The organism is Collinsella sp. TM06-3 (assembly GCF_003436395.1).
Lineage (GTDB): Bacteria > Actinomycetota > Coriobacteriia > Coriobacteriales > Coriobacteriaceae > Collinsella.
Genome location: NZ_QSPG01000014.1, coordinates 35,414 through 53,475 on the forward strand (window position 1 = coordinate 35,414; position 18,062 = coordinate 53,475).

Below are 18,062 nucleotides of genomic sequence, written 5' to 3' on the forward strand. Positions count from 1 at the left end.
GCCCGTAGATGTTCCGAATCGTCTGCTTTTCCATACCAATATTCGTGCTACAGTTTGAGCGCTTTGTTGCCAATTGATTTCGGGGAGTGGAATGGAACAGGAGCGCTCAGCTCAGCGTACACGCGAAAAGGCTTCGGTACCGATGACGGCGGCGTCCGATTTTGTCGTGCCCGAGGGCACCGATGAGCTCAGCCGCAGCACCCGCCGTGCATGGCGCGATCGCCTCAACGATGCCCAGACGCGCAAGATGATCGTGGGCATGTTGGCTACGCTCGTGGGCGGTTCGTTTTGGGGTTTCTCGGGTACCAGCGCGAGTTTTTTGTTCGATACCTACCATGTCGATACGCTGTGGCTTATGAGCATACGGCAGATTCTCGCCGGCCTGCTCTTTATGGCTGTGGTCGTCACGCGCGACCGTGTGCGCCTGGTCAAGCTTTGGAGGACGCCGGCCGACCGCAAGCAGCTGCTGCTCTTTACCGCCTTTGGCTTGCTGTTCAACCAGTTTTGCTATCTTTCGGCCGTGCGCCTGACGAACGCCGGCACCGCGACGGTGCTCCAGTGCCTGCAGCTCGTTATCATCATGGGCTACATCTGCGTGACCGATCGCCGCATGCCGCGTACTCGCGAAGTCATCGGCATTGGCCTGGCTCTGGGTGGAACCTTTTTAATCGCCACCGGCGGCGACCCCACCAGCCTGAATATCTCGCCGCTTGGCCTGGCAGCAGGTCTTATGTGTGCGGTCAGCGCCACGTGTATGGTGGTGATTCCCGCCAAGATCCTGCCCGAATACGGCAGCTCCATCGTCACGGGCTCGGCAATGCTCACGGCGGGCGTGGTCTCGTGTGTCTTCGTGCAGCCCTGGACGCATATGCCGGCGCTCGACGCTGCCGGCGTCGAGGCGCTCGCGGTGTTCGTGGTTATCGGCTCGTTTTTTGCTTACATGCTCTATATGCAGGGCGTTAAGGACATCGGCTCGGTGCGTGCGAGCCTCATCGGAACTGTGGAGCCGGTTTCGGCGACCATCACCAGCGCCGTGATGCTGGGCACAGTGTTTTTGCCGACCGACCTTATCGGCTTTGCCATGATCATCGTGATGATGTTTCTCACGGTGTAGCTGGTGCCGCCGCCAAGACAGAAAAGGTGTTGTGCCGCATTTTCGCCAATTGATGTCCGTGTCTGGAGTTTAGCTGTCGATGCTCAAAATGCCATAAACTAGTAACGTTATGGACTTTTTCATTGCGACTCAATTGCGAGGATTTCTTTATGGCTGGTAATCACTTTAAGGGCAGCGATAACGGCCGTCCTGCAGTTCCGCCGCGTCCGAACGGGGCTGGTAAGGCCGGCACGCCGGGCGGCGCTGGACAGGGCGGTTCCAGTAAGCGCGTGTCCCCGGGCGAGACGGCGATGTTTACCGCTCTGTACGAGCAGTCTCAAAAGGCGAAAAAGACCGGCCGTGCAAGAGGGAATGTCTTTGCGGGCGGTGCAACCTCCGCGTCGCAGCCGAGCGGGGCTCCTTCGGTACCTGCGAACAACGCAGGTGCTGCCAACGCCGCAAATGCCGCCGGCAACGTTAATGCCGGCAAGGCCGCCAACAATACTCCCTCTGCCGGTGGCGCGGGGCTTACGGGTAACCTTGGCACGATTTACACCGGCGCCTCCGAGACTGGCACGTTCGCCCGCCTGGATGATAGCGGTGCCGAGTTTGCGGGCTCGGGTTCCAAGGAAGATTATTACGATTTTGGCTTGAACTACGGTAGCGACGCTTCGTCGAGTTCGACCTCTGACGGTCTGGTCCGTCATCGCCATCGCAAGGGCGAACGCAAAAAGCGTCACACCGGCGCCATTATTGCCGCTGTAGTCGCGGTGCTTCTCGTTGCGCTTGGCGCAAGCGGCTTTATGCTGCTTAACTCGGCAAAGACCGTAAAGAGTGAAGCGAAGGAGGCCGTCGAGATTGTCGGTGGCCTTAAGGACAAGGTCACGTCGGGCGATTTTTCGACGCTGCCTGACGACGCGAAGAAGATTGATGAGCTTTGCGACAGCATGAAGGCGGAGACCTCGAGCCCGCTGTGGACGGCGGCTTCGTTTATCCCGGTGTATGGCAGCGACATCAATGCGGCCCGCACCATGATCGACGCCCTGTCCGATGTCTCGAGCAATGCGCTGGTTCCCATGGCCGATAACCTTTCGCAGGCCACGCCCGGCAAGCTGTTTCAGGACGGCATGATTAACGTGTCCGCGCTGCAGGCGGTCGCCGATTCGCTTTCCAGCAGCTCGAAGGTGTTCAAGAGCGCCAACGAGAAGATCCAGGGCATTGGCGATACTCATATTTCCCAGGTGACCGAGCTGGTCGATAAGGCCAAGGACGGCTTTGCCACCCTCAACGGCGCGGTTGACGCGGCGGAGAAGGTCGCCCCCGTCCTTCCGCAGATGCTCGGCGCCAACGGCCAGACGCGCAACTACCTTGTGTACGCCATGAACAACGTCGAGATTCGTGCCTGCGGCGGCTTTGGCGGTTCGCAGGGCCTGATTTCGGTCACCGACGGCCAGATGTCGATTGGCGAGTTTGTTCCCCGCATTGGACTCAGCGAGGATGAGGCAGTCGAGAGCGTCGACGAAGAGGATGAGGCGCTGTTCGGCAACCACAGTAACCTGTACAACTCGGGCAATACCTATTCGCCTGATTGGCCCCGCAACTCGCAGCGTGTCGCAGCCCTGTGGAAATCTCAATATGGCCAGGACGTTGACGGCGTCGTGGGTATCGACCCGGTGTTCCTGCAGTATCTGCTGGGCCTGGTCGGTAACGTGTCGCTGCCCGACGGAACGGTTGTCGACGGCACCAACGCCGCAAAGGTCCTCATGCACGATGTGTACTGGAACTATCCGGTCGAGGAGTCGGACGGCATCTTTGCATCCGTCGCCAGCGCTGCCTTCGACAAGATCCTTGGCGGTATCGGCGATGTCGATGTTACGAAGCTTGTCAGCGCCGTTGAGCGCGGTGCCGAAGAGGGCCGCCTGATCGCGTGGATGAAAAACGATGACGAGCAGAACGCTATCAAGGAGATGAACATCGACGCCTCGCTGCCCGATCCGGATGACCCGAGTGAAGATCCCGTTGCCGGCGTTTACTTTAACAACCTGAGCTTCTCCAAGCTCGACTGGTACCTGAATGCCGATACGCAGATTGGCCAGGGCATCAAGAACGGTGACGGCACATGCTCGTATCGCATCACCGTTACCCTGACGAACATCATGACGCAGGAGGAGGCCGGCAAGCTGCCCGACTACGTCGCGGCGAGCGCGCCCGATGCCGCGCGCGACGACGAGCGTCTGAATGTCTCGTTGTTTGCCCCGACGGGCGGCAACATTACTGATCTGACCGTCGAGGGCACCCAGTTTGGTCTTGGCGCCGCTACGTGGCATGGAATCCCCTTCTATTCGGGCACCGTTGACCTGCATGCTGGCGAGACGACGACGATCACATATACGCTGACCACGTCAGCCGAGGCGGGGGACAAGCCGCTTACGCTGCGTCAGGCTCCTACATGCCAGGCGGCTCGCGACAGCGCGTCGGCGTAGGGTTTTTCTGGTAGCGCAGATAATCGAGTACCATTTTGGGGCGGACAGGCAATCTGTTCGCCCCTATTTTGTAAGGAGAGCGCATGAAGTACTTTGGCACCGACGGCTTTCGCGGTGAGGCTAACGTTGGGCTGACGGTAGAGCACGCTTATAAGATTGGCCGTTTTGTGGGCTGGTATTACGGCGCCAACCGCGAGCGCAAGGCGCGCGTCATCGTGGGTAAGGACACGCGTCGCTCGAGTTATATGTTCGAGGCGGCGCTGGTGAGTGGCCTGGTCGCGAGCGGTGCGGACGCCTATATGCTGCACGTGATCCCCACACCGGGTGTAGCGCATCAGACCGTGGAAGGCTGCTTCGATTGCGGCATCATGATCAGCGCGAGCCACAACCCGTTTTGCGATAACGGCATTAAGCTCGTCAATAGCGACGGTTTTAAGATGGACGAGGACGTACTGGAGCTCATCGAGGACTACGTCGATGGCAAGAGCGAGGTGCCGCTGGCCACGGGCAACCACATCGGCGCCACGGTGGACTACATGCAGGGCCGCAACCGCTACATTGCCTCGCTCATCGCCAGCGCGAACTTTTCGCTGCAGGGCGTCAAGATCGGCATCGACTGCGCCAACGGCTCGGCGTCCTCGGTGGCCAAGCCGGTGTTCGACGCGCTGGGCGCCGACGTGCGCGTGATCAATGCCGCGCCTGATGGTTTTAACATCAACGTCGACTGCGGCTCCACGCATATGGAGCGTCTGCAGCGCCACGTGGTGGAGCAGGGCTTGGACGTGGGCTTTGCCTATGACGGCGATGCCGACCGCTGCCTGGCCGTGGACGAGCGCGGCCGCGTGGTCGATGGCGACCAGATCCTGTACGTGTGCGGCGTGTACCTGAACAAGCACGGTCGCCTTTCGGGCGGTACCGTGGTTCCGACGATTGCCAGCAACTTTGGCCTGATCAAGTCGTTGGAGCTTGCCGGCCTAAGTGCCGTGACCAGCGGTGTGGGCGACCGCCACGTGTATGCCAAGATGCGCGAGGGCGGTTACAGCCTGGGCGGCGAGCAGACGGGCCATACGATCTTTGGCGATATCGAGCGCACGGGCGACGGCATTATGACCTCGCTGCGCGTGATGGAAGTGATCCGCGCCGAGCGCGAGACGCTCTCGCAGCTCACGGCTCCGTGCAAGCTGCTACCGCAGGCGCAGGTGGCCGTGCGCGTGGCGGACAAGGACGCCGCGCTCGAGAACATGGGCGTGCAGAACGCCATCGCCGAGGCCGAGGCTGCGCTGGCAGGCGAGGGCCGCGTGCTCGTACGCAAGAGCGGAACCGAGTCGGTTATCCGCGTGCTGGCCGAGGCGTCCGACCAAGCATCCGCCGATGCCGCCATGAAGCGCATCGCCAACGCACTCGAGGCTCTGTAGTTACGCGGTTTTACCAAACCGCGTAACTGCTCGACGCTGCAAACGCCCCTAAGCGGCAATCTGACGTTCAATTTCAAGGGCGCGACCAGAAGGTTAGCGCCCTTTCATTTCACGTCACCTTGCTCGCTTAGGGTCGTTTTCGCTGACGTTGCCAAGACATTGGCGTCAACATAGTTGGCGTTGGCGATGGCGTGCTGGTCAATCCTTACAGCTCGTACAGTGTGGTGAACTTGTCCTGCAGGTAGCTGCAGTAGTAGCGGGCGTCAAAGGCCATGCCGCAGGCGCCCTTGATGAGTTCCGGCGCGTCTTTGGCGCGGCCCCACTGCCAAATGTGCTCGCCCAGCCAGGCGCGGACGGGCGCCAGATCGCCGCTCGCGCAGGCACCGGTAAGGTCGACGCCGTCGCGGCACATGGCCGGCACAAACATGGCATCGTAGGCGCTACCCAGCGCATACGTGGGGAAGTAGCCAAACGAACCGCCGCTCCAATGCGTATCCTGCAGGCAGCCGTGCGTGTCGTCGGGAACGGGAATGCCCAGGTACTCGTCCATAAAGCGGTTCCAAAGCGCGGGGATGTCCTTGGCCGCAGCCTCGCCGGCAAACAGCATACGCTCAATCTGGTAGCGCACCATAATATGCAGCGGATAGGTGAGCTCGTCGGCCTCGGTGCGGATCAACGACGGCTGCGCGATGTTCACGGCGCGGTAGAGCGTGTCTTCGTCGACGTCGCCGTAGACCTCGGGCGCGTGACGACGCAGCACCTCGAGCAGCGGGCCCATAAAGGCGCGGCTGCGACCCACGGTGTTCTCGAAAAAGCGGCTCTGGCTCTCGTGGATGCCCATGGAGGTGCCGCCCTCCAGGCAGGTGCGCGCGTAGGCGGGATTGACGCCCAGCTCGTACATGGTGTGCCCCGCCTCGTGGATGATGCTGTAGACGTTGGAGATGCAGTCGTCCTCGTAGATGTGCGTCGCGATGCGCGCATCACCCACGGCAAAGCCCTCGCTAAACGGATGCTCGGTAAAGGCAAGCGTGGTGTCGTCCAGGTCCAGGCCGACAAGCTTCATAAGGTCGAAGCTCATGGCGCGCTGGGCAGCCTCGGGCACGTGGGCGTGCAAAAAGTCGGCAGCCGGCTGCTGGCCGCGCTCGCCGATGGCGTGCACGAGCGGCACGACCGTGGCCTTGACCTCGTCGCAAAACGCGTCGAAGCTCTTGGCGGAAAGGCCGCGCTCGTACTGGTCGAGCCAAACGTCGTATGGATCGCGCTTGGGGTCCATGAGCTCGGCCTGATGCTTAAGTTGGGCGACGATTCTATCCACATAGGTCTCAAAGCTCGCCCAGTCGTTGGCTGCCTTGGCCTTGCGCCACACGGCGTCCGCCTCGCAGGTGAGCCTGGTCCAGGCCTCGGCTTCTTCGGTGGGGATGGCACTGGCCTCACGTTGATCGCGGCCGAGCACACGGATCTCGTCGAGCAGCTGAGGGTCGTCGATTTTGCCGCCGGCGACGGTCTCGCGCGCTAACGAGCGTACGAGCTCAACGGACTTCTCGCTGGTCAGCAGCTTGTGATGCTCGCCGGCAAGCGTGCCCATGGCGTCGGCACGCGCTGCTGCGCCGTTGGCGGGGGCAATGGTCGCGCCGTCAAACTCGGCAATCTTGAGCAGGTACTCACGAGTCCACAGCTTGCCTTCGAGCTTGCGGAATTTTTTGACGGCCTTATCGACCTTCATGCCTTTGGATGTCTTGCCCGCTGCAGGCTCGGCCTTCTTATCGAGTTTCTTTCCCATACCATATCCTTGATCTCGTGAGCCGAGCGCTTCGGGTGGGCGCGCGGCCAGTTTGCACAGCTACCTGCCTTGTACCCAGTGCGAACAAAACGGAACGCGGCGATGCACACGCAGAATGTGTTATCCTATAGCCCAATGCGTTGACGGAGAGGGTTTTGCCCGCCGCGTCGCCGGCAAGAGAGGGAAGGTCATGGGCTGCGAGCCTTCCTGCGGTGACAAGGGCCAAGCGTTCACTCCCGAGCAGCGACCTCAACGGGCACGCGGCCAGCGGCGGCGAAGCCCCAGTAGGGAAGCCGTGAGCCTCGCGACAAGGGGCACAGAGTGGGCGCGGCGGGCCAGACATCCGCCGGGTCAAACAAGGTGGTACCGCGGAATTCAACCGTCCTTGGGCAATGCACATGCCCGAGGGCGGTTTTTTTGTTACCGAACCGGGCCGCACATCCGCAGCTCCGGGTGGCTCCAGCCGCCGCGGCAAGTGGATGCGCGAGAGACGAAAGGGAAGACATGAGTCTGATTGATGATCTGGTCAAACTCGAGGAAGAGGCCAAGGAGCTCGTCGCAGGCGCCGATGACGCCGCCAAGCTCGAGGCTGCGCGTGTTGAGCTGCTCGGTCGCAAGGGTCGTATCACCGGCTTGATGCGCATGATGGGCAAGCTCGCCCCCGAGGATCGTCCCGTGATGGGCAAGCGCGCCAACGAGATGCGCCAGCTGATCGAGGGCATGCTTGACGAGCGCACCACCGAGATGAAGGCCGCCGCTCTCAAGCATGCACTCGAGCACGAGGCCGTCGACATCACGCTGCCGGGCATCCGTCCGCAAATCGGTCACCAGCACCTGATCAAGCAGATCATCGAGGAGGCCGAGGACATCTTCTGCGGCATCGGCTACACCGTCGAGTCCGGCCCCATGGTCGACACCTCCTACTACAACTTCACCGCGCTCAACGCGCCCATGGATCACCCGAGCCGCTCGGCCCGCGACACGTTCTACGTGATCGACAACAACCCCGGCAGCGTCGCGCACCCCGAGGCTCACGCCCACGGTGAGTCCGACGTGCTGCTGCGCACCCAGACCTCGGGCGTGCAGATCCACACCATGGAGTCGCAGAAGCCGCCCATCTACATGATCTGCCCGGGCACCGTCTACCGTCCCGACACGGCCGACGCCTGCCACCTGCCGCAGTTCAACCAAATCGAGGGCCTGGTCGTCGACGAGGGCATCACCTTTGGCGATCTTAAGGGCACGCTCGACTACTTTGTTAAGTGCATGTTTGGCGAGGACCGCAAGACGCGCTACCGCCCGCACTTCTTCCCCTTCACCGAGCCCAGCTGCGAGGTGGACGTGAGCTGCCACGTGTGCGGCGGCAAGGGCTGCAACTTCTGCAAGCACAGCGGCTGGATCGAGATCCTGGGCTGCGGCATGGTCGACCCCAACGTCCTGATCAACTGCGGCATCGACCCCGAGAAGTACACCGGCTTCGCCTTTGGCATTGGCGCCGAGCGCGTCGCGGCCCTGCGCTACGACCTGCCCGACCTGCGAACGCTGATGACGGGCGATATGCGCTTCTTAAATCAGTTCTAGTCCCGGCGGCTTTCCCAAGCACCGCACCTTGCCTTTCAATCGTCGGTTGCGTACCTAAGTACGCGGCCCTCCTCTTTCAAGGCAATCTGCGGCACTTGGAAAACCCGTCTCCGTTGCAGTTTTTGGCTCAAAGCCGCATTTATGAAAGGAGACCAGTTAGATGCGCGTTTCTTACGACTGGCTCAAGACCATGATCGATATTCCGGAGGATCCCAAGACTCTTTCGGACGAATATATCCGTACCGGCACCGAGGTCGAGGCGATTGACACCGTGGGAGAATCCTTCGACCACGTGGTGACCGCCCAGGTGCTCACCAAGACCCCGCACCCCGATAGCGACCACATGTATGTGTGCTCGGTCGACGTGGGCGACAAGAACCTCGACGCTGACGGCAACCCCGCTCCGCTGCAGATTGTCTGCGGAGCGCAGAACTTTGAGGCCGGCGACCACATCGTCACGGCCATGATCGGCGCCGAGCTGCCCGGCGACATCAAGATCAAGAAGAGCAAGCTTCGCGGCGTCGTGTCCATGGGCATGAACTGCTCCGCGCGCGAGCTCGGCCTGGGCGGCGACCACTCCGGCATCATGATCCTGCCCGAGGACACGCCCTGCGGCATGCCGTTTGCCGAGTATGTGGGCTCGAGCGATACCGTGCTCGACTGCGAGATCACGCCCAACCGCCCCGACTGCCTGTCCATGATCGGCATGGCCCGCGAGACCGGTGCCATCTTCGACCGCGATTTCCACGTTGAGCTGCCCGCCATCCAGGCCGAGACCGGCCGCACGACGGACGACGAGCTTTCGGTCGAGATTGCCGACGAGGGCCTGTGCGACCGCTATGTCGCTCGCATCGTGCGCAACGTGAAGGTCGGCCCGTCGCCCGACTGGATGGTCAAGCGCCTCAACGCCCTGGGCGTGCGTCCGCACAACAACATCGTCGACATCACCAACTATGTGATGATGCTCACCGGTCAGCCGCTGCACGCCTTTGACCTGTCCAGCTTTGCCGAGCGCGAGGGCCGTCGCCGCGTGGTGGTTCGCGCCGCCCAGCAGGATGAGAAGTTCACGACCCTCGACGGCGAGGAGCGCACGCTCGACGCCGGCATGGGCCTCATCACCGATGGCGAGCGTCCCGTGGCGCTGGCCGGCGTTATGGGCGGCATGGATTCCGAGATCGAGGACGACACCGTCGACGTGATGGTCGAGAGCGCTTGCTTCAACGCCGGTCGCACCTCGCACACCAGCCGTGACCTGTCGCTGATCTCCGACGCCTCCATCCGCTTTGAGCGCCAGGTTGACGAGACCGGCTGCGTGGATGTGGCCAATGTCGCGTGCGCGCTTATCGAGGAGATTGCCGGCGGCGAGGTTGCTCCCGGCTATGTCGATGTTTTCCCCGCGCCCAAGACCATCGACAGCATCAAGCTGCGCTTGGCCCGCGTGCACGCCATCTGCGGCGCCGACATCGAGCCCGACTTTATCGAGCGCTCGCTCACCCGCTTGGGTTGCACCGTCGAGCGCGACGGCGAGGACTTCATGGTCACGCCGCCGAGCTTCCGTCCCGACCTGCCGCGTGAGATCGACCTGATCGAGGAGGTCCTGCGCCTGTGGGGCATGGGCCGCGTGACGGCGACCATCCCGGCTGCCAAGAACCACATCGGCGGCCTGACCCGCGAGCAGAAGCTCACCCGCAAGGTCGGCGAGATCCTGCGCGCCTGTGGCCTCAACGAGACCACGACCTTTGGCTTTGCCGCCCCGGGCGACCTGGAGAAGATCGGTATGTCCACCGAGGGCCGCGGCTGCCCCGTGGTTCTCATGAACCCGCTGGTGGCCGAGCAGACCGAGATGCGCCGCTCGCTGCTGCCGGGTCTGCTGCAGTCTGTGGCCTACAACGAGGCCCACGGCACGCCTAACGTGCATCTGTACGAGGTCGGCAGCCTGTTCCACGGTCGCGAGAACGCCAGCCTGCCCAAGGAGACCAAGTCCGTGGCGGGTGTGCTCTCGGGTCAGTGGAGCGAGCGGTCTTGGAACATGAAGTACCGCAAGCTGCGTTTCTTCTTTGGCAAGGGCATTGTCGAGGAGCTGCTCGCCCAGCTGCGCATCGAGAAGGTCCGCTTCCGTCCCGTCGAGGGCGAGGGCTATGCCTTTTTGCAGCCGGGCCGTGCGGCTGAGGTTCTGTCCGGCGGCACCGTGCTGGGCTGGGTCGGCGAGATTCACCCCGAGGCGCGCGAGGCTATGGGCATTGACGAGGTTGTCGTTGCCTTTGAGCTCGATCTGGACAAGCTGATCAAGGGCGCCCGCAATCAGGAGAACTACCGTGAGTTCTCGCAGTACCCGGCCGTTGAGCACGACCTTGCTATCGTGGTCGACAACACTGTGACCTGCGAGGATCTTGAGCGTCGTATTACGAGTGCCGGCGGCAAGCTGCTCGAGGGCGTGCGCCTGTTCGATGTCTACCGCGATCCGGTCCGCATCGGCAAGGGCAAGAAGTCCATGGCCTTCGCACTTACGTATCGCTCTGATGACCACACGCTCACCAGCGAAGAGGTCGAGAAGGCGCACCAGAAGATCGTCACCAAGGTGTGCAAGGGCGTAAACGGCGAGGTTCGCTCGTAATCTTTGCCGTTCGGAACCCGCCCCCTGCGGGGTTTTCACGGCAACGACCTCGCCGCTTTGCGGCTGCGGGATGTTGCCTTAGAAAACCCCTCTCGGGGGGCGGGTTCCTGCGTTAACCTTGTTGCGAGCGGACTGCACCTTCTTCCGGGTGACCGGAAAGTTGGGAGTGCATGGGCCCTTTATTGGGCGGTGCGTGGACCTGGGTTAATAACGTACGTATTGCAAGGACGTGCTGCGTTGTGGGCGGTGCGCCTTTTTGTTAGTATGCTGAGTCGGTGTTACGGATTGTTGGAAACGTAACACGCAACGTTCTGATTGAGAGGGCTCATGCATATTCCCGATAACTATCTGTCCCCGCAGACCGATGCCGTCATGGCGGTGGCGATGGTGCCCGTTTGGGTCCATTGCATCAAAAAGGTACGCGCCACGCTCGATCGCGAGCATATGGCGTTCCTGGGCATCTGCGCCGCATTTTCCTTCTTGCTCATGATGTTCAACGTGCCGCTCCCCGGTGGCACCACTGGTCACGCCGTTGGTGGCGCGCTCATCGCGCTGCTGCTGGGTCCCGAGGCCGGTGCCATCGCGGTTTCGGTCGCGCTGGCGCTGCAGGCGCTGCTGTTTGGCGACGGCGGCGTTCTGTCCTTTGGCGCAAACTGCTTTAACATGGCCTTTGTGCTGCCGTTTACCGCTGCTATCGTGTTCCGTGCGCTCAACAGCCGTCTGCACGACAAGAGCTGGGGCACCTCGGTTTCTGCCATCGTGAGCGGTTGGGTCGGCCTGTGCCTGGCGGCCATGTGCGCGGCGATCGAGTTCGGTATTCAGCCGATGCTCTTCACCAACGCTTCGGGCGCTCCACTGTACTGCCCCTTCCCGCTGTCCGTTGCCATTCCGGCCATGATGATTCCGCATATGTTGGTTGCTGGCGTGGTCGAGGGCGTGGCGACGGCCGCCATCTACGGTTTCATTAAGAAGACGGCGCCGAGCGTTATCGTCGGGCCCGAGGCCGTCGATGGCCAGTTTGCTGCCGAGGGCGCTGCCGCCAAGAAGACCTCGCTGGTCCCCACGCTCATCCTGGTCGCCGTGCTTGTCGTGGCCACGCCGCTGGGCCTGTTGGCCACAGGTGACGCATGGGGCGAGTGGGACGCCGAGGGCGCCGCGACCGTCGTTCAGGAGACTGGTGACGACAGTCTGCAGGCTTCGGTCGGCCTCGATACCCCGACCTTTGCCGACGCTCTGCCTACGGGCGATTATCTGCAGGCCTATTCCGAGGAGCAGGGCCTTGGCTTTGCCGGCCAGGCCGCGATGTATATTCTTTCGGGCGTGATTGGCGTGGCGGTGTTCACCATCGCATTCCGCCTGGTCTCGCTGACGGTCAAGGAAAGCGGAGCCCATGGCGACGGTCGAGCTGCCTAGCTGGCTTGCGGTCGAGCAGCGTTACGAGCCCGCGGGGGCTCGGCATCGTGTAATGCAAAAGAATGTCCTGCACCTGGCGAGCCTGCTTGAGCGGGTTCGCCTGGGTGGAGGCGCGAACGAGGGCGGGTCGATGGTCGACCGCGCCCTTTCTTGCGTTTCGGCTCCGGTGCGCCTGGTGGGGATGTTCGTCTGCGTTCTGTGCGTGTGCCTGACGCAGAGCCCGCTGTACCTCATGTTGATGGCGGCTATCGCGTTGGTGCTGGTCGCGGTGCGCCCTGTACGCGGGCTGTGCGCTACCTTTGTGCCGGCGTTGGCTGCCGCGGGGTTTGCCGTGGTTTTGGCGCTGCCTGCCCTGCTGCTGGGTGCTTCCGCCACGGGCGCCATGCTCAAGATTGCACTCAAGACGTTCATTAACGTGTCGCTGGTGCTGGGCGTTTCGTGGACGCTCACCTGGAGTCGCATGTCGGCGGCGCTTAAGATGCTGCGCCTGCCCGACGAGGTCATCTTTACCTTTGATATGGCACTCAAGCATATTGAGGTGCTGGGATGCACGGCGCACGATCTGTGCGAATCGGTCATGTTGCGCAGCGTTGGCCGTGCGCCTGAGGGATTTTCGCGTACCGATTCGATCGCGGGTATCATGGGCATGACCTTTATCAAGGCGATGGAGTGCAGCCACGCGATGGACGAGGCTATGCTCTGCCGCGGCTTTGCCGGTGCGTACCCGGCGCCCGGGCGGAGCGGCTTTGGCTGGCGCGATGCGGTTTATGCGGCCGTCGTGGTGCTGCTCGCCGCGTTGTGCGCGGTGCTGTAGCGCGGGCGGCCGAGCCGTCGATGTGGATAGGGAAGGGCGACGTTTTGGCAAACGATACGAATGGCGTGATGGGCGCGAGCGGTGCTACTGGCGCCAAGAGCGTGCCGCTCATCGAGTTTCGCGACGTGGTGTTCTCCTATGCGGGGCATACGGTTGTCGATGGTGTGTCGCTGCAGGTCGATCGTGGTGAACTCGTTGCCCTACTCGGTCCCAACGGCTGCGGTAAGACGACGATTATGCGCCTTATCAACGGTCTTGAACTAGCGGACGCGGGTGCGTACCTGTTTGACGGGCACGTGATCGATGCGGCATATCTCAAGGATTCCGCGGCCGCTCAGCGTTTTCATCAGCGCGTAGGTTTTGTGTTTCAAAATGCCGACGCCCAGCTGTTCTGCGCTACGGTGGGCGAGGAAGTTGCTTTTGGTCCCGCGCAGATGGGGCTGCCGGCAGACGAGCTCGAGCGCCGCGTCCGCGATGCCATGGAGCTGTTCCAGGTTGCCGATCTGGTCGATGCCTCGCCCTATCAGCTTTCGGGCGGGCAAAAGAAGCGCGTTGCGCTGGCGGCAGTCGTATCGATGAACCCCGATATCCTAGTGCTCGATGAGCCCACCAACGGGCTCGATGAGGACTCGTGCGACATCGTAGTCAACTTTTTGCTGGCCTACGTTGCTGCCGGTAAGACGGTTTTGATGAGTACGCACCATCAAGATTTGGTGCGCCGCTTGGGGGCCCGTGCCATCTATATCGATCGATATCACCATGTGGTCGAGGCGCCTTCGCCGTCGTATGGAACCGAGAGCGGTGCTGCGGAATAGTTGCTGCGTAGAGGATGCGTAGCCGCCCGCGCGGCTTTGCCGTGATGGTATAGTTATCCAGGTTTTTTATGGGGGTTGCTATGCCAAGCTGGAACATTCATATCGCTCAAACGGAGCGCTTGCTGACACGTGCTAGCGTGCTTGCCGATAGCGTGCGCGACCGCAATGCCTTTTTGTTTGGCTGCGTGGTTCCGGACATCTTTGTGGGCTACATGGTTCCCGGCATTGCCGATCCCATCCCGTACCGCATCACGCACTTTGCTAAGCCCGAGCCTATCCCCAAACCACGCGAGCACGAGTTCTGGGATACCTATGTGACGCCGCTGCTTAAAGGCGCACCCGCGGGCGAACCTGCTGAGGCTACCTCGATTGTCGAGGAGCGCGAGCGACTGAACCGCGTGCACTATCCTCAGCGCTACAGGGATGCCGAGCCGGTTGTCGGTCCCGGCGCCTGTGAGTTCTCGCTTGCGTCCGAAGATGTGGCGCAGTCGCTGCTCGATTTAACGCTGGGCGTCTGGTCGCATCTGGTGGCCGACACGGTATGGAACACGCGTGTGAACCAGTATCTGGAAGCACACGGCGGCAAGCCGTGCGAGGAATTCCGCATTAAAAAGCAGGGCGATTTTGACTGGTTTGGCAAGACGCTGGGCATCGTTTCCATTCCGCGTGCGACCGATCGCCTCTATACCGCTGCGACGCGTTTTGGGCAGTATCCCATCCATAAAGAATATGTGCTCAAGACTATCGGCGTCATGCACGAGATTGTACGCGAAAACCCCGGCGAGCCCGATCATCCGCCGTATCGCCTGCTAACCGAGGAGTTTTTCGATGCAACGTTTACCGAGGTCATCGAGCTGACCGAGGCGGGATTTGCGGCTCGCGTTGCTGCTTCTGACGTTCCCGCAGTCCCCCTGATCGCTAGCTGCTAGCCGGCCGGCTTGACGGCGAACAGCTCATCCCAATCGACCAATAGCTCCCGCCGCAGGGCATCTTCGGTGGTGCGTTTCTGATCGGTCTTTGGGATGTAGGGGAGCCCTGCCTTTTTATGGATGAGTTCGGCGATGTTGTTAAAGCTCTTCGTGTCTTTGATTTGCTCATAGGTTATCTGGATAACGTCATAGCCCATGCTTGTGAGGGCGGTGGTGCGCTCGGCATCGGAGAGACTTGCGGCTTCGCCATCGTGGGCGGAGCGGCCTTGGCATTCCAAGATGACGCCCATGCTGTCGGTGTTGCTCTCTATGAGGATATCGGCGTAGCAGCAGGTTTTGTCATACAGTGAGCGCGCGGCGTCGCTGAGTGGGATGCGCACGTTGTTTGCGATGTTGATGCCCATGCCGCCCTCGTTGCGGGGGAGCGAGACAAGCATAGAGGCCTGTACTTCGAAGGGCGAGGCGGTCTGCCCCGTCATGTGCTCGGCCGCCCAGCGCAGTTGTTTAACGCCGCGCAGGCCTGCAGCCTGCTTGGCGAACGCGGCGATATCCGCCGCGCTGAGGAGCGGCGGGCGCTTCCACAAATTGGTGTCATTGCCCTTGGTGTCGACAACACGCTCCCAGCAGCAGTTGGGTGGAATGAGCTTAAGCGAAATAGCTTCATCAAGATGTTGTTGCGTTCGCTCGCAGGGCTTAAACACTGCAAAGGAGCCGCACATCTCGTAGCAAGCCATGAGTAGCTGGTTGCGTGAGACCTGCGTAGCAAGGCTGAGCAGCGTAAACTCGGGCGACGTGACATCAAATCCATGTTCAGTTTGCCTAAACGACCCGGGAGGCGGCTCTTGGGTCAGGAGGTGCGATTTAAACAGGCTTCGCGACCCGGATTGTGCTCGAGTGAATACAAACCTGTGAAGCGGTGCGTGAAGTAGGTCTTTTACAACTGCATGACTTCCGAGGCCGCAACATCTGCGATCCATATTGCCAAGGCTAATGGCGGGGTAAAGCCCTAATACCTGCGGCGGGATACAGTGATAGTAAAAAGCGGATTGACCGCATAGCGTCAGGTCCATGATATCCTCCTGGTCGAAATGTGCTTTTGGACCGTGCGATGCCAGCGTCAATTCGGAAGTATGCGGCAAAATCTGAACCCTGTGAGCAGACCTGGCTTTTGAGGCCAGTTTATCAGGCATTTTGTTGCGAAAAAACGGGGTGTGCTCGGAGGTCTCAGAATTTGCCGCATACTTCCGAAAACGCGGTCGATCTGGCTCTTGCTAAAACGATTTAGCAGCGTCGGGTAAGGTGTGGTTTCGCCATCGGGCGAACACTTTTAGCGCTTGGGACTTTATTTTTGGGCCTCGAAAGGTGGATTTCGCGCTTTTGGTAAAGAAATGGGTGCGTGTTTTGCCGTGTGCCGGCATTGACACAGAAAAAGGGCCCGGAAGGCGAAGCCTTCCGGGCCCTTTGCAATGCAAACATGCTTGCAAGTACGACTTAACGCACCTGAGCGACGTAAGCGACGTTGGTCGAGGAGACCTTGTCCTCGAGCTGGACGCTCATGCGGGGATCGCCGGCGGTAGCGACGGTCAAATCGCCAGCCTCGACGTAGCCGAGCTCCTTAGCGGTCTCGATCGCCTTGACGATCGTGCCGTTGACGGTGCCCTGGGTAATCTCGGCCTGGTGCGGGATAACGCCCCAGTACATGATCATCTGCTGGACGGCCCACTCGTGGCGGGAGAACGCGCAGATCGGCATGTTGGGGCGGAAGTGCGAGATCAGGCGAGCGGTACGACCGGTGGTCGTCGGCACGGTGATGCACTTGGCGCCAACGGTGGTGGCCATGTTCACAGCGGACATACCCACAACGTTGTTGACGACGCGGGTGCCGTGAGCATCGGCCGGAACCTCGAGCGGAGCGTGGGCCGGGAGGTACTTCTCGGTCTCGAGAGCAATGCTGGCCTGCATCTTAACGGCCTCGACCGGGTACTTACCGGCAGCGGACTCGCCGGACAGCATGACGGCGTCGGTGCCGTCATAAATGGCGTTAGCAACGTCGGCAACCTCGGCGCGCGTCGGGCGCGGGTTCTGCTGCATGGAGTCGAGCATCTGCGTAGCGGTGATGACGGGCTTGTAGGCCGCGTTGCACTTGGCGATGATCTCCTTCTGGATGTGCGGAACGAGCTCGGGCTTGATCTCGATGCCCAGGTCGCCACGGGCGACCATGATGCCGTCGGAGGCCTCGAGAATCTCGTCGAAGTTCTCGACGCCCAAGGCGCACTCGATCTTCGGGAAGATCGTCACGTGCTCGCCGCCGTTCTCGCGGCAAAGCTCGCGGATGCCGCGGACGGACTCGCCGTCACGGATGAAGGAAGCGGCGATGTAGTCGATGTTCTCGGTCAGGCCAAAGAGGATGTCCTGACGATCGCGCTCGGTGATGGCGGGCAGCGAGATGTTGACGTTGGGCATGTTGACGCCCTTGCGCTCGCCGATCAGGCCGTCGTTCTTAACGACGCAGGTCATGTCCTGGCCACTGACGGACTCGACCTCGAGGGCAACCAGGCCGTCATCGATCAGGATGAGGGAGCCCTTCTCGACCTCGGAGGGCAGAGCCAGGTAGTCGAGGGAGATGTGCTCAGCGGTGCCGTGGAAATCCTCGGACGTGGGCTGAGCGGTGACGACGATCTTATCGCCGGTCTTGACGGCAACCTTCTTGCCGTCGACCAGAAGGCCGGTGCGGACCTCGGGGCCCTTGGTGTCGAGCAGGATGCCGACAGGCAGACCGAGCTCCTTGGAAATACGGCGGACGCGCTCGATGCGACCGTGGTGCTCGTCGTAGGAGCCGTGCGAGAAGTTAAAACGGGCGACGTTCATGCCCGCCTTGATCATCTCGCGGATGGTCTCGTCGCTATCGCAGGCGGGACCCATGGTGCATACAATCTTAGTGCGCTTGTACATTCAGACCTCCATCTGACATCGTCTTGCGCTGATAGATAAACCATAAGAAATAAAACCGAGATGATTATAACGAAATGCCGACCGAATACCCCAAAAAATCGACCGTATGCCGAAATGGAAGTTCATTTTTTGCGGGCCTTGATTATCGACTTTATCCGAACACCTCCCACATT

12 protein-coding genes are annotated in these 18,062 nt (G+C 61.3%); 9 read left to right on the forward strand and 3 right to left on the reverse strand.

Annotation, left to right across the window (positions count from 1 at the left end; translation table 11 throughout):
- Window positions 1–91: 91 nt before the first annotated feature.
- From DXD56_RS06870 to glmM, 3 genes are all read left to right on the forward strand, one after another.
- The gene (locus tag DXD56_RS06870) at window positions 92–1,114 is read left to right on the forward strand and encodes a DMT family transporter (RefSeq protein WP_233524956.1); all 1,023 of its coding nucleotides are present in this window, start codon (window positions 92–94) and stop codon (window positions 1,112–1,114) included.
- Window positions 1,115–1,263: 149 nt separating this feature from the next.
- Window positions 1,264–3,576 carry a DUF4012 domain-containing protein gene (locus tag DXD56_RS06875; RefSeq protein ID WP_117640682.1) on the forward strand — a complete coding sequence of 771 codons (2,313 nt, stop codon included), beginning with the start codon at window positions 1,264–1,266 and terminating at the stop codon, window positions 3,574–3,576.
- Between the two features lie 83 nt (window positions 3,577–3,659).
- On the forward strand, window positions 3,660–4,991 hold the full coding sequence (gene glmM, locus DXD56_RS06880) for a phosphoglucosamine mutase (RefSeq protein ID WP_117640683.1): 1,332 nt from the start codon (window positions 3,660–3,662) through the stop codon (window positions 4,989–4,991).
- A 205-nt stretch (window positions 4,992–5,196) separates the two neighbouring features.
- Here glmM and DXD56_RS06885 read toward each other — a convergent pair whose 3' ends face one another.
- Entirely contained in the window at window positions 5,197–6,771 is a 1,575-nt protein-coding gene (locus tag DXD56_RS06885; protein ID WP_117583829.1) for a carboxypeptidase M32, read from the reverse strand.
- Window positions 6,772–7,275: 504 nt separating this feature from the next.
- Between DXD56_RS06885 and pheS the strand changes: the two genes are divergently transcribed.
- The 6 genes from pheS to DXD56_RS06915 all read left to right on the forward strand — a co-directional run bounded on the left by pheS (window position 7,276) and on the right by DXD56_RS06915 (window position 14,937).
- A complete protein-coding gene (gene pheS, locus DXD56_RS06890; protein WP_117640684.1) occupies window positions 7,276–8,352 on the forward strand; it encodes a phenylalanine--tRNA ligase subunit alpha in 1,077 nt (358 codons plus the stop codon).
- A gap of 160 nt (window positions 8,353–8,512) precedes the next feature.
- Window positions 8,513–10,966, forward strand: a complete 2,454-nt coding sequence (gene pheT / locus DXD56_RS06895) for a phenylalanine--tRNA ligase subunit beta (protein WP_117640685.1) — start codon at window positions 8,513–8,515, stop codon at window positions 10,964–10,966.
- 327 nt (window positions 10,967–11,293) lie between these two features.
- Complete coding sequence (gene cbiM / locus DXD56_RS06900; protein WP_117640686.1) at window positions 11,294–12,379, forward strand: cobalt transporter CbiM; 1,086 nt, start codon at window positions 11,294–11,296, stop codon at window positions 12,377–12,379.
- Window positions 12,357–13,193 (forward strand): energy-coupling factor transporter transmembrane protein EcfT, encoded by an 837-nt coding sequence (locus DXD56_RS06905; RefSeq protein WP_117640687.1) that lies wholly within the window; start codon window positions 12,357–12,359, stop codon window positions 13,191–13,193. Before cbiM ends, DXD56_RS06905 begins: the two co-directional genes overlap by 23 nt.
- A 44-nt stretch (window positions 13,194–13,237) precedes the next feature.
- Entirely contained in the window at window positions 13,238–14,008 is a 771-nt protein-coding gene (locus tag DXD56_RS06910) for an energy-coupling factor ABC transporter ATP-binding protein (protein WP_233524957.1), read from the forward strand.
- An 80-nt stretch (window positions 14,009–14,088) separates the two neighbouring features.
- A complete protein-coding gene (locus DXD56_RS06915; protein ID WP_055250557.1) occupies window positions 14,089–14,937 on the forward strand; it encodes a hypothetical protein in 849 nt (282 codons plus the stop codon).
- On the opposite strand, the gene DXD56_RS06920 is transcribed toward DXD56_RS06915, so the two are convergent.
- Together DXD56_RS06920 and pyk are read right to left on the reverse strand one after the other, a co-directional pair.
- The gene (locus DXD56_RS06920) at window positions 14,934–16,007 is read right to left on the reverse strand and encodes a hypothetical protein (protein WP_147325191.1); all 1,074 of its coding nucleotides are present in this window, start codon (window positions 16,005–16,007) and stop codon (window positions 14,934–14,936) included. The genes DXD56_RS06915 and DXD56_RS06920 overlap by 4 nt on opposite strands.
- 421 nt (window positions 16,008–16,428) lie before the next feature.
- Complete coding sequence (gene pyk / locus DXD56_RS06925) at window positions 16,429–17,889, reverse strand: pyruvate kinase (protein WP_117634311.1); 1,461 nt, start codon at window positions 17,887–17,889, stop codon at window positions 16,429–16,431.
- Between the last annotated feature and the right edge of the window lie 173 nt (window positions 17,890–18,062).

What these genes read in the sequence shown, in the direction of transcription:
- pheS (WP_117640684.1), top strand. Translation starts at nt 7,276, where the DNA reads ATGAGTCTGATTGATGATCTGGTCAAACTCGAGGAAGAGGCCAAGGAG.
- DXD56_RS06905 (WP_117640687.1), top strand. Translation starts at nt 12,357, where the DNA reads ATGGCGACGGTCGAGCTGCCTAGCTGGCTTGCGGTCGAGCAGCGTTAC.
- DXD56_RS06915 (WP_055250557.1), top strand. Translation starts at nt 14,089, where the DNA reads ATGCCAAGCTGGAACATTCATATCGCTCAAACGGAGCGCTTGCTGACA.
- DXD56_RS06875 (WP_117640682.1), top strand. Translation starts at nt 1,264, where the DNA reads ATGGCTGGTAATCACTTTAAGGGCAGCGATAACGGCCGTCCTGCAGTT.
- pheT (WP_117640685.1), top strand. Translation starts at nt 8,513, where the DNA reads ATGCGCGTTTCTTACGACTGGCTCAAGACCATGATCGATATTCCGGAG.
- pyk (WP_117634311.1), bottom strand. Translation starts at nt 17,889, where the DNA reads ATGTACAAGCGCACTAAGATTGTATGCACCATGGGTCCCGCCTGCGAT.
- DXD56_RS06885 (WP_117583829.1), bottom strand. Translation starts at nt 6,771, where the DNA reads ATGGGAAAGAAACTCGATAAGAAGGCCGAGCCTGCAGCGGGCAAGACA.
- DXD56_RS06920 (WP_147325191.1), bottom strand. Translation starts at nt 16,007, where the DNA reads ATGGACCTGACGCTATGCGGTCAATCCGCTTTTTACTATCACTGTATC.
- DXD56_RS06870 (WP_233524956.1), top strand. Translation starts at nt 92, where the DNA reads ATGGAACAGGAGCGCTCAGCTCAGCGTACACGCGAAAAGGCTTCGGTA.
- cbiM (WP_117640686.1), top strand. Translation starts at nt 11,294, where the DNA reads ATGCATATTCCCGATAACTATCTGTCCCCGCAGACCGATGCCGTCATG.
- glmM (WP_117640683.1), top strand. Translation starts at nt 3,660, where the DNA reads ATGAAGTACTTTGGCACCGACGGCTTTCGCGGTGAGGCTAACGTTGGG.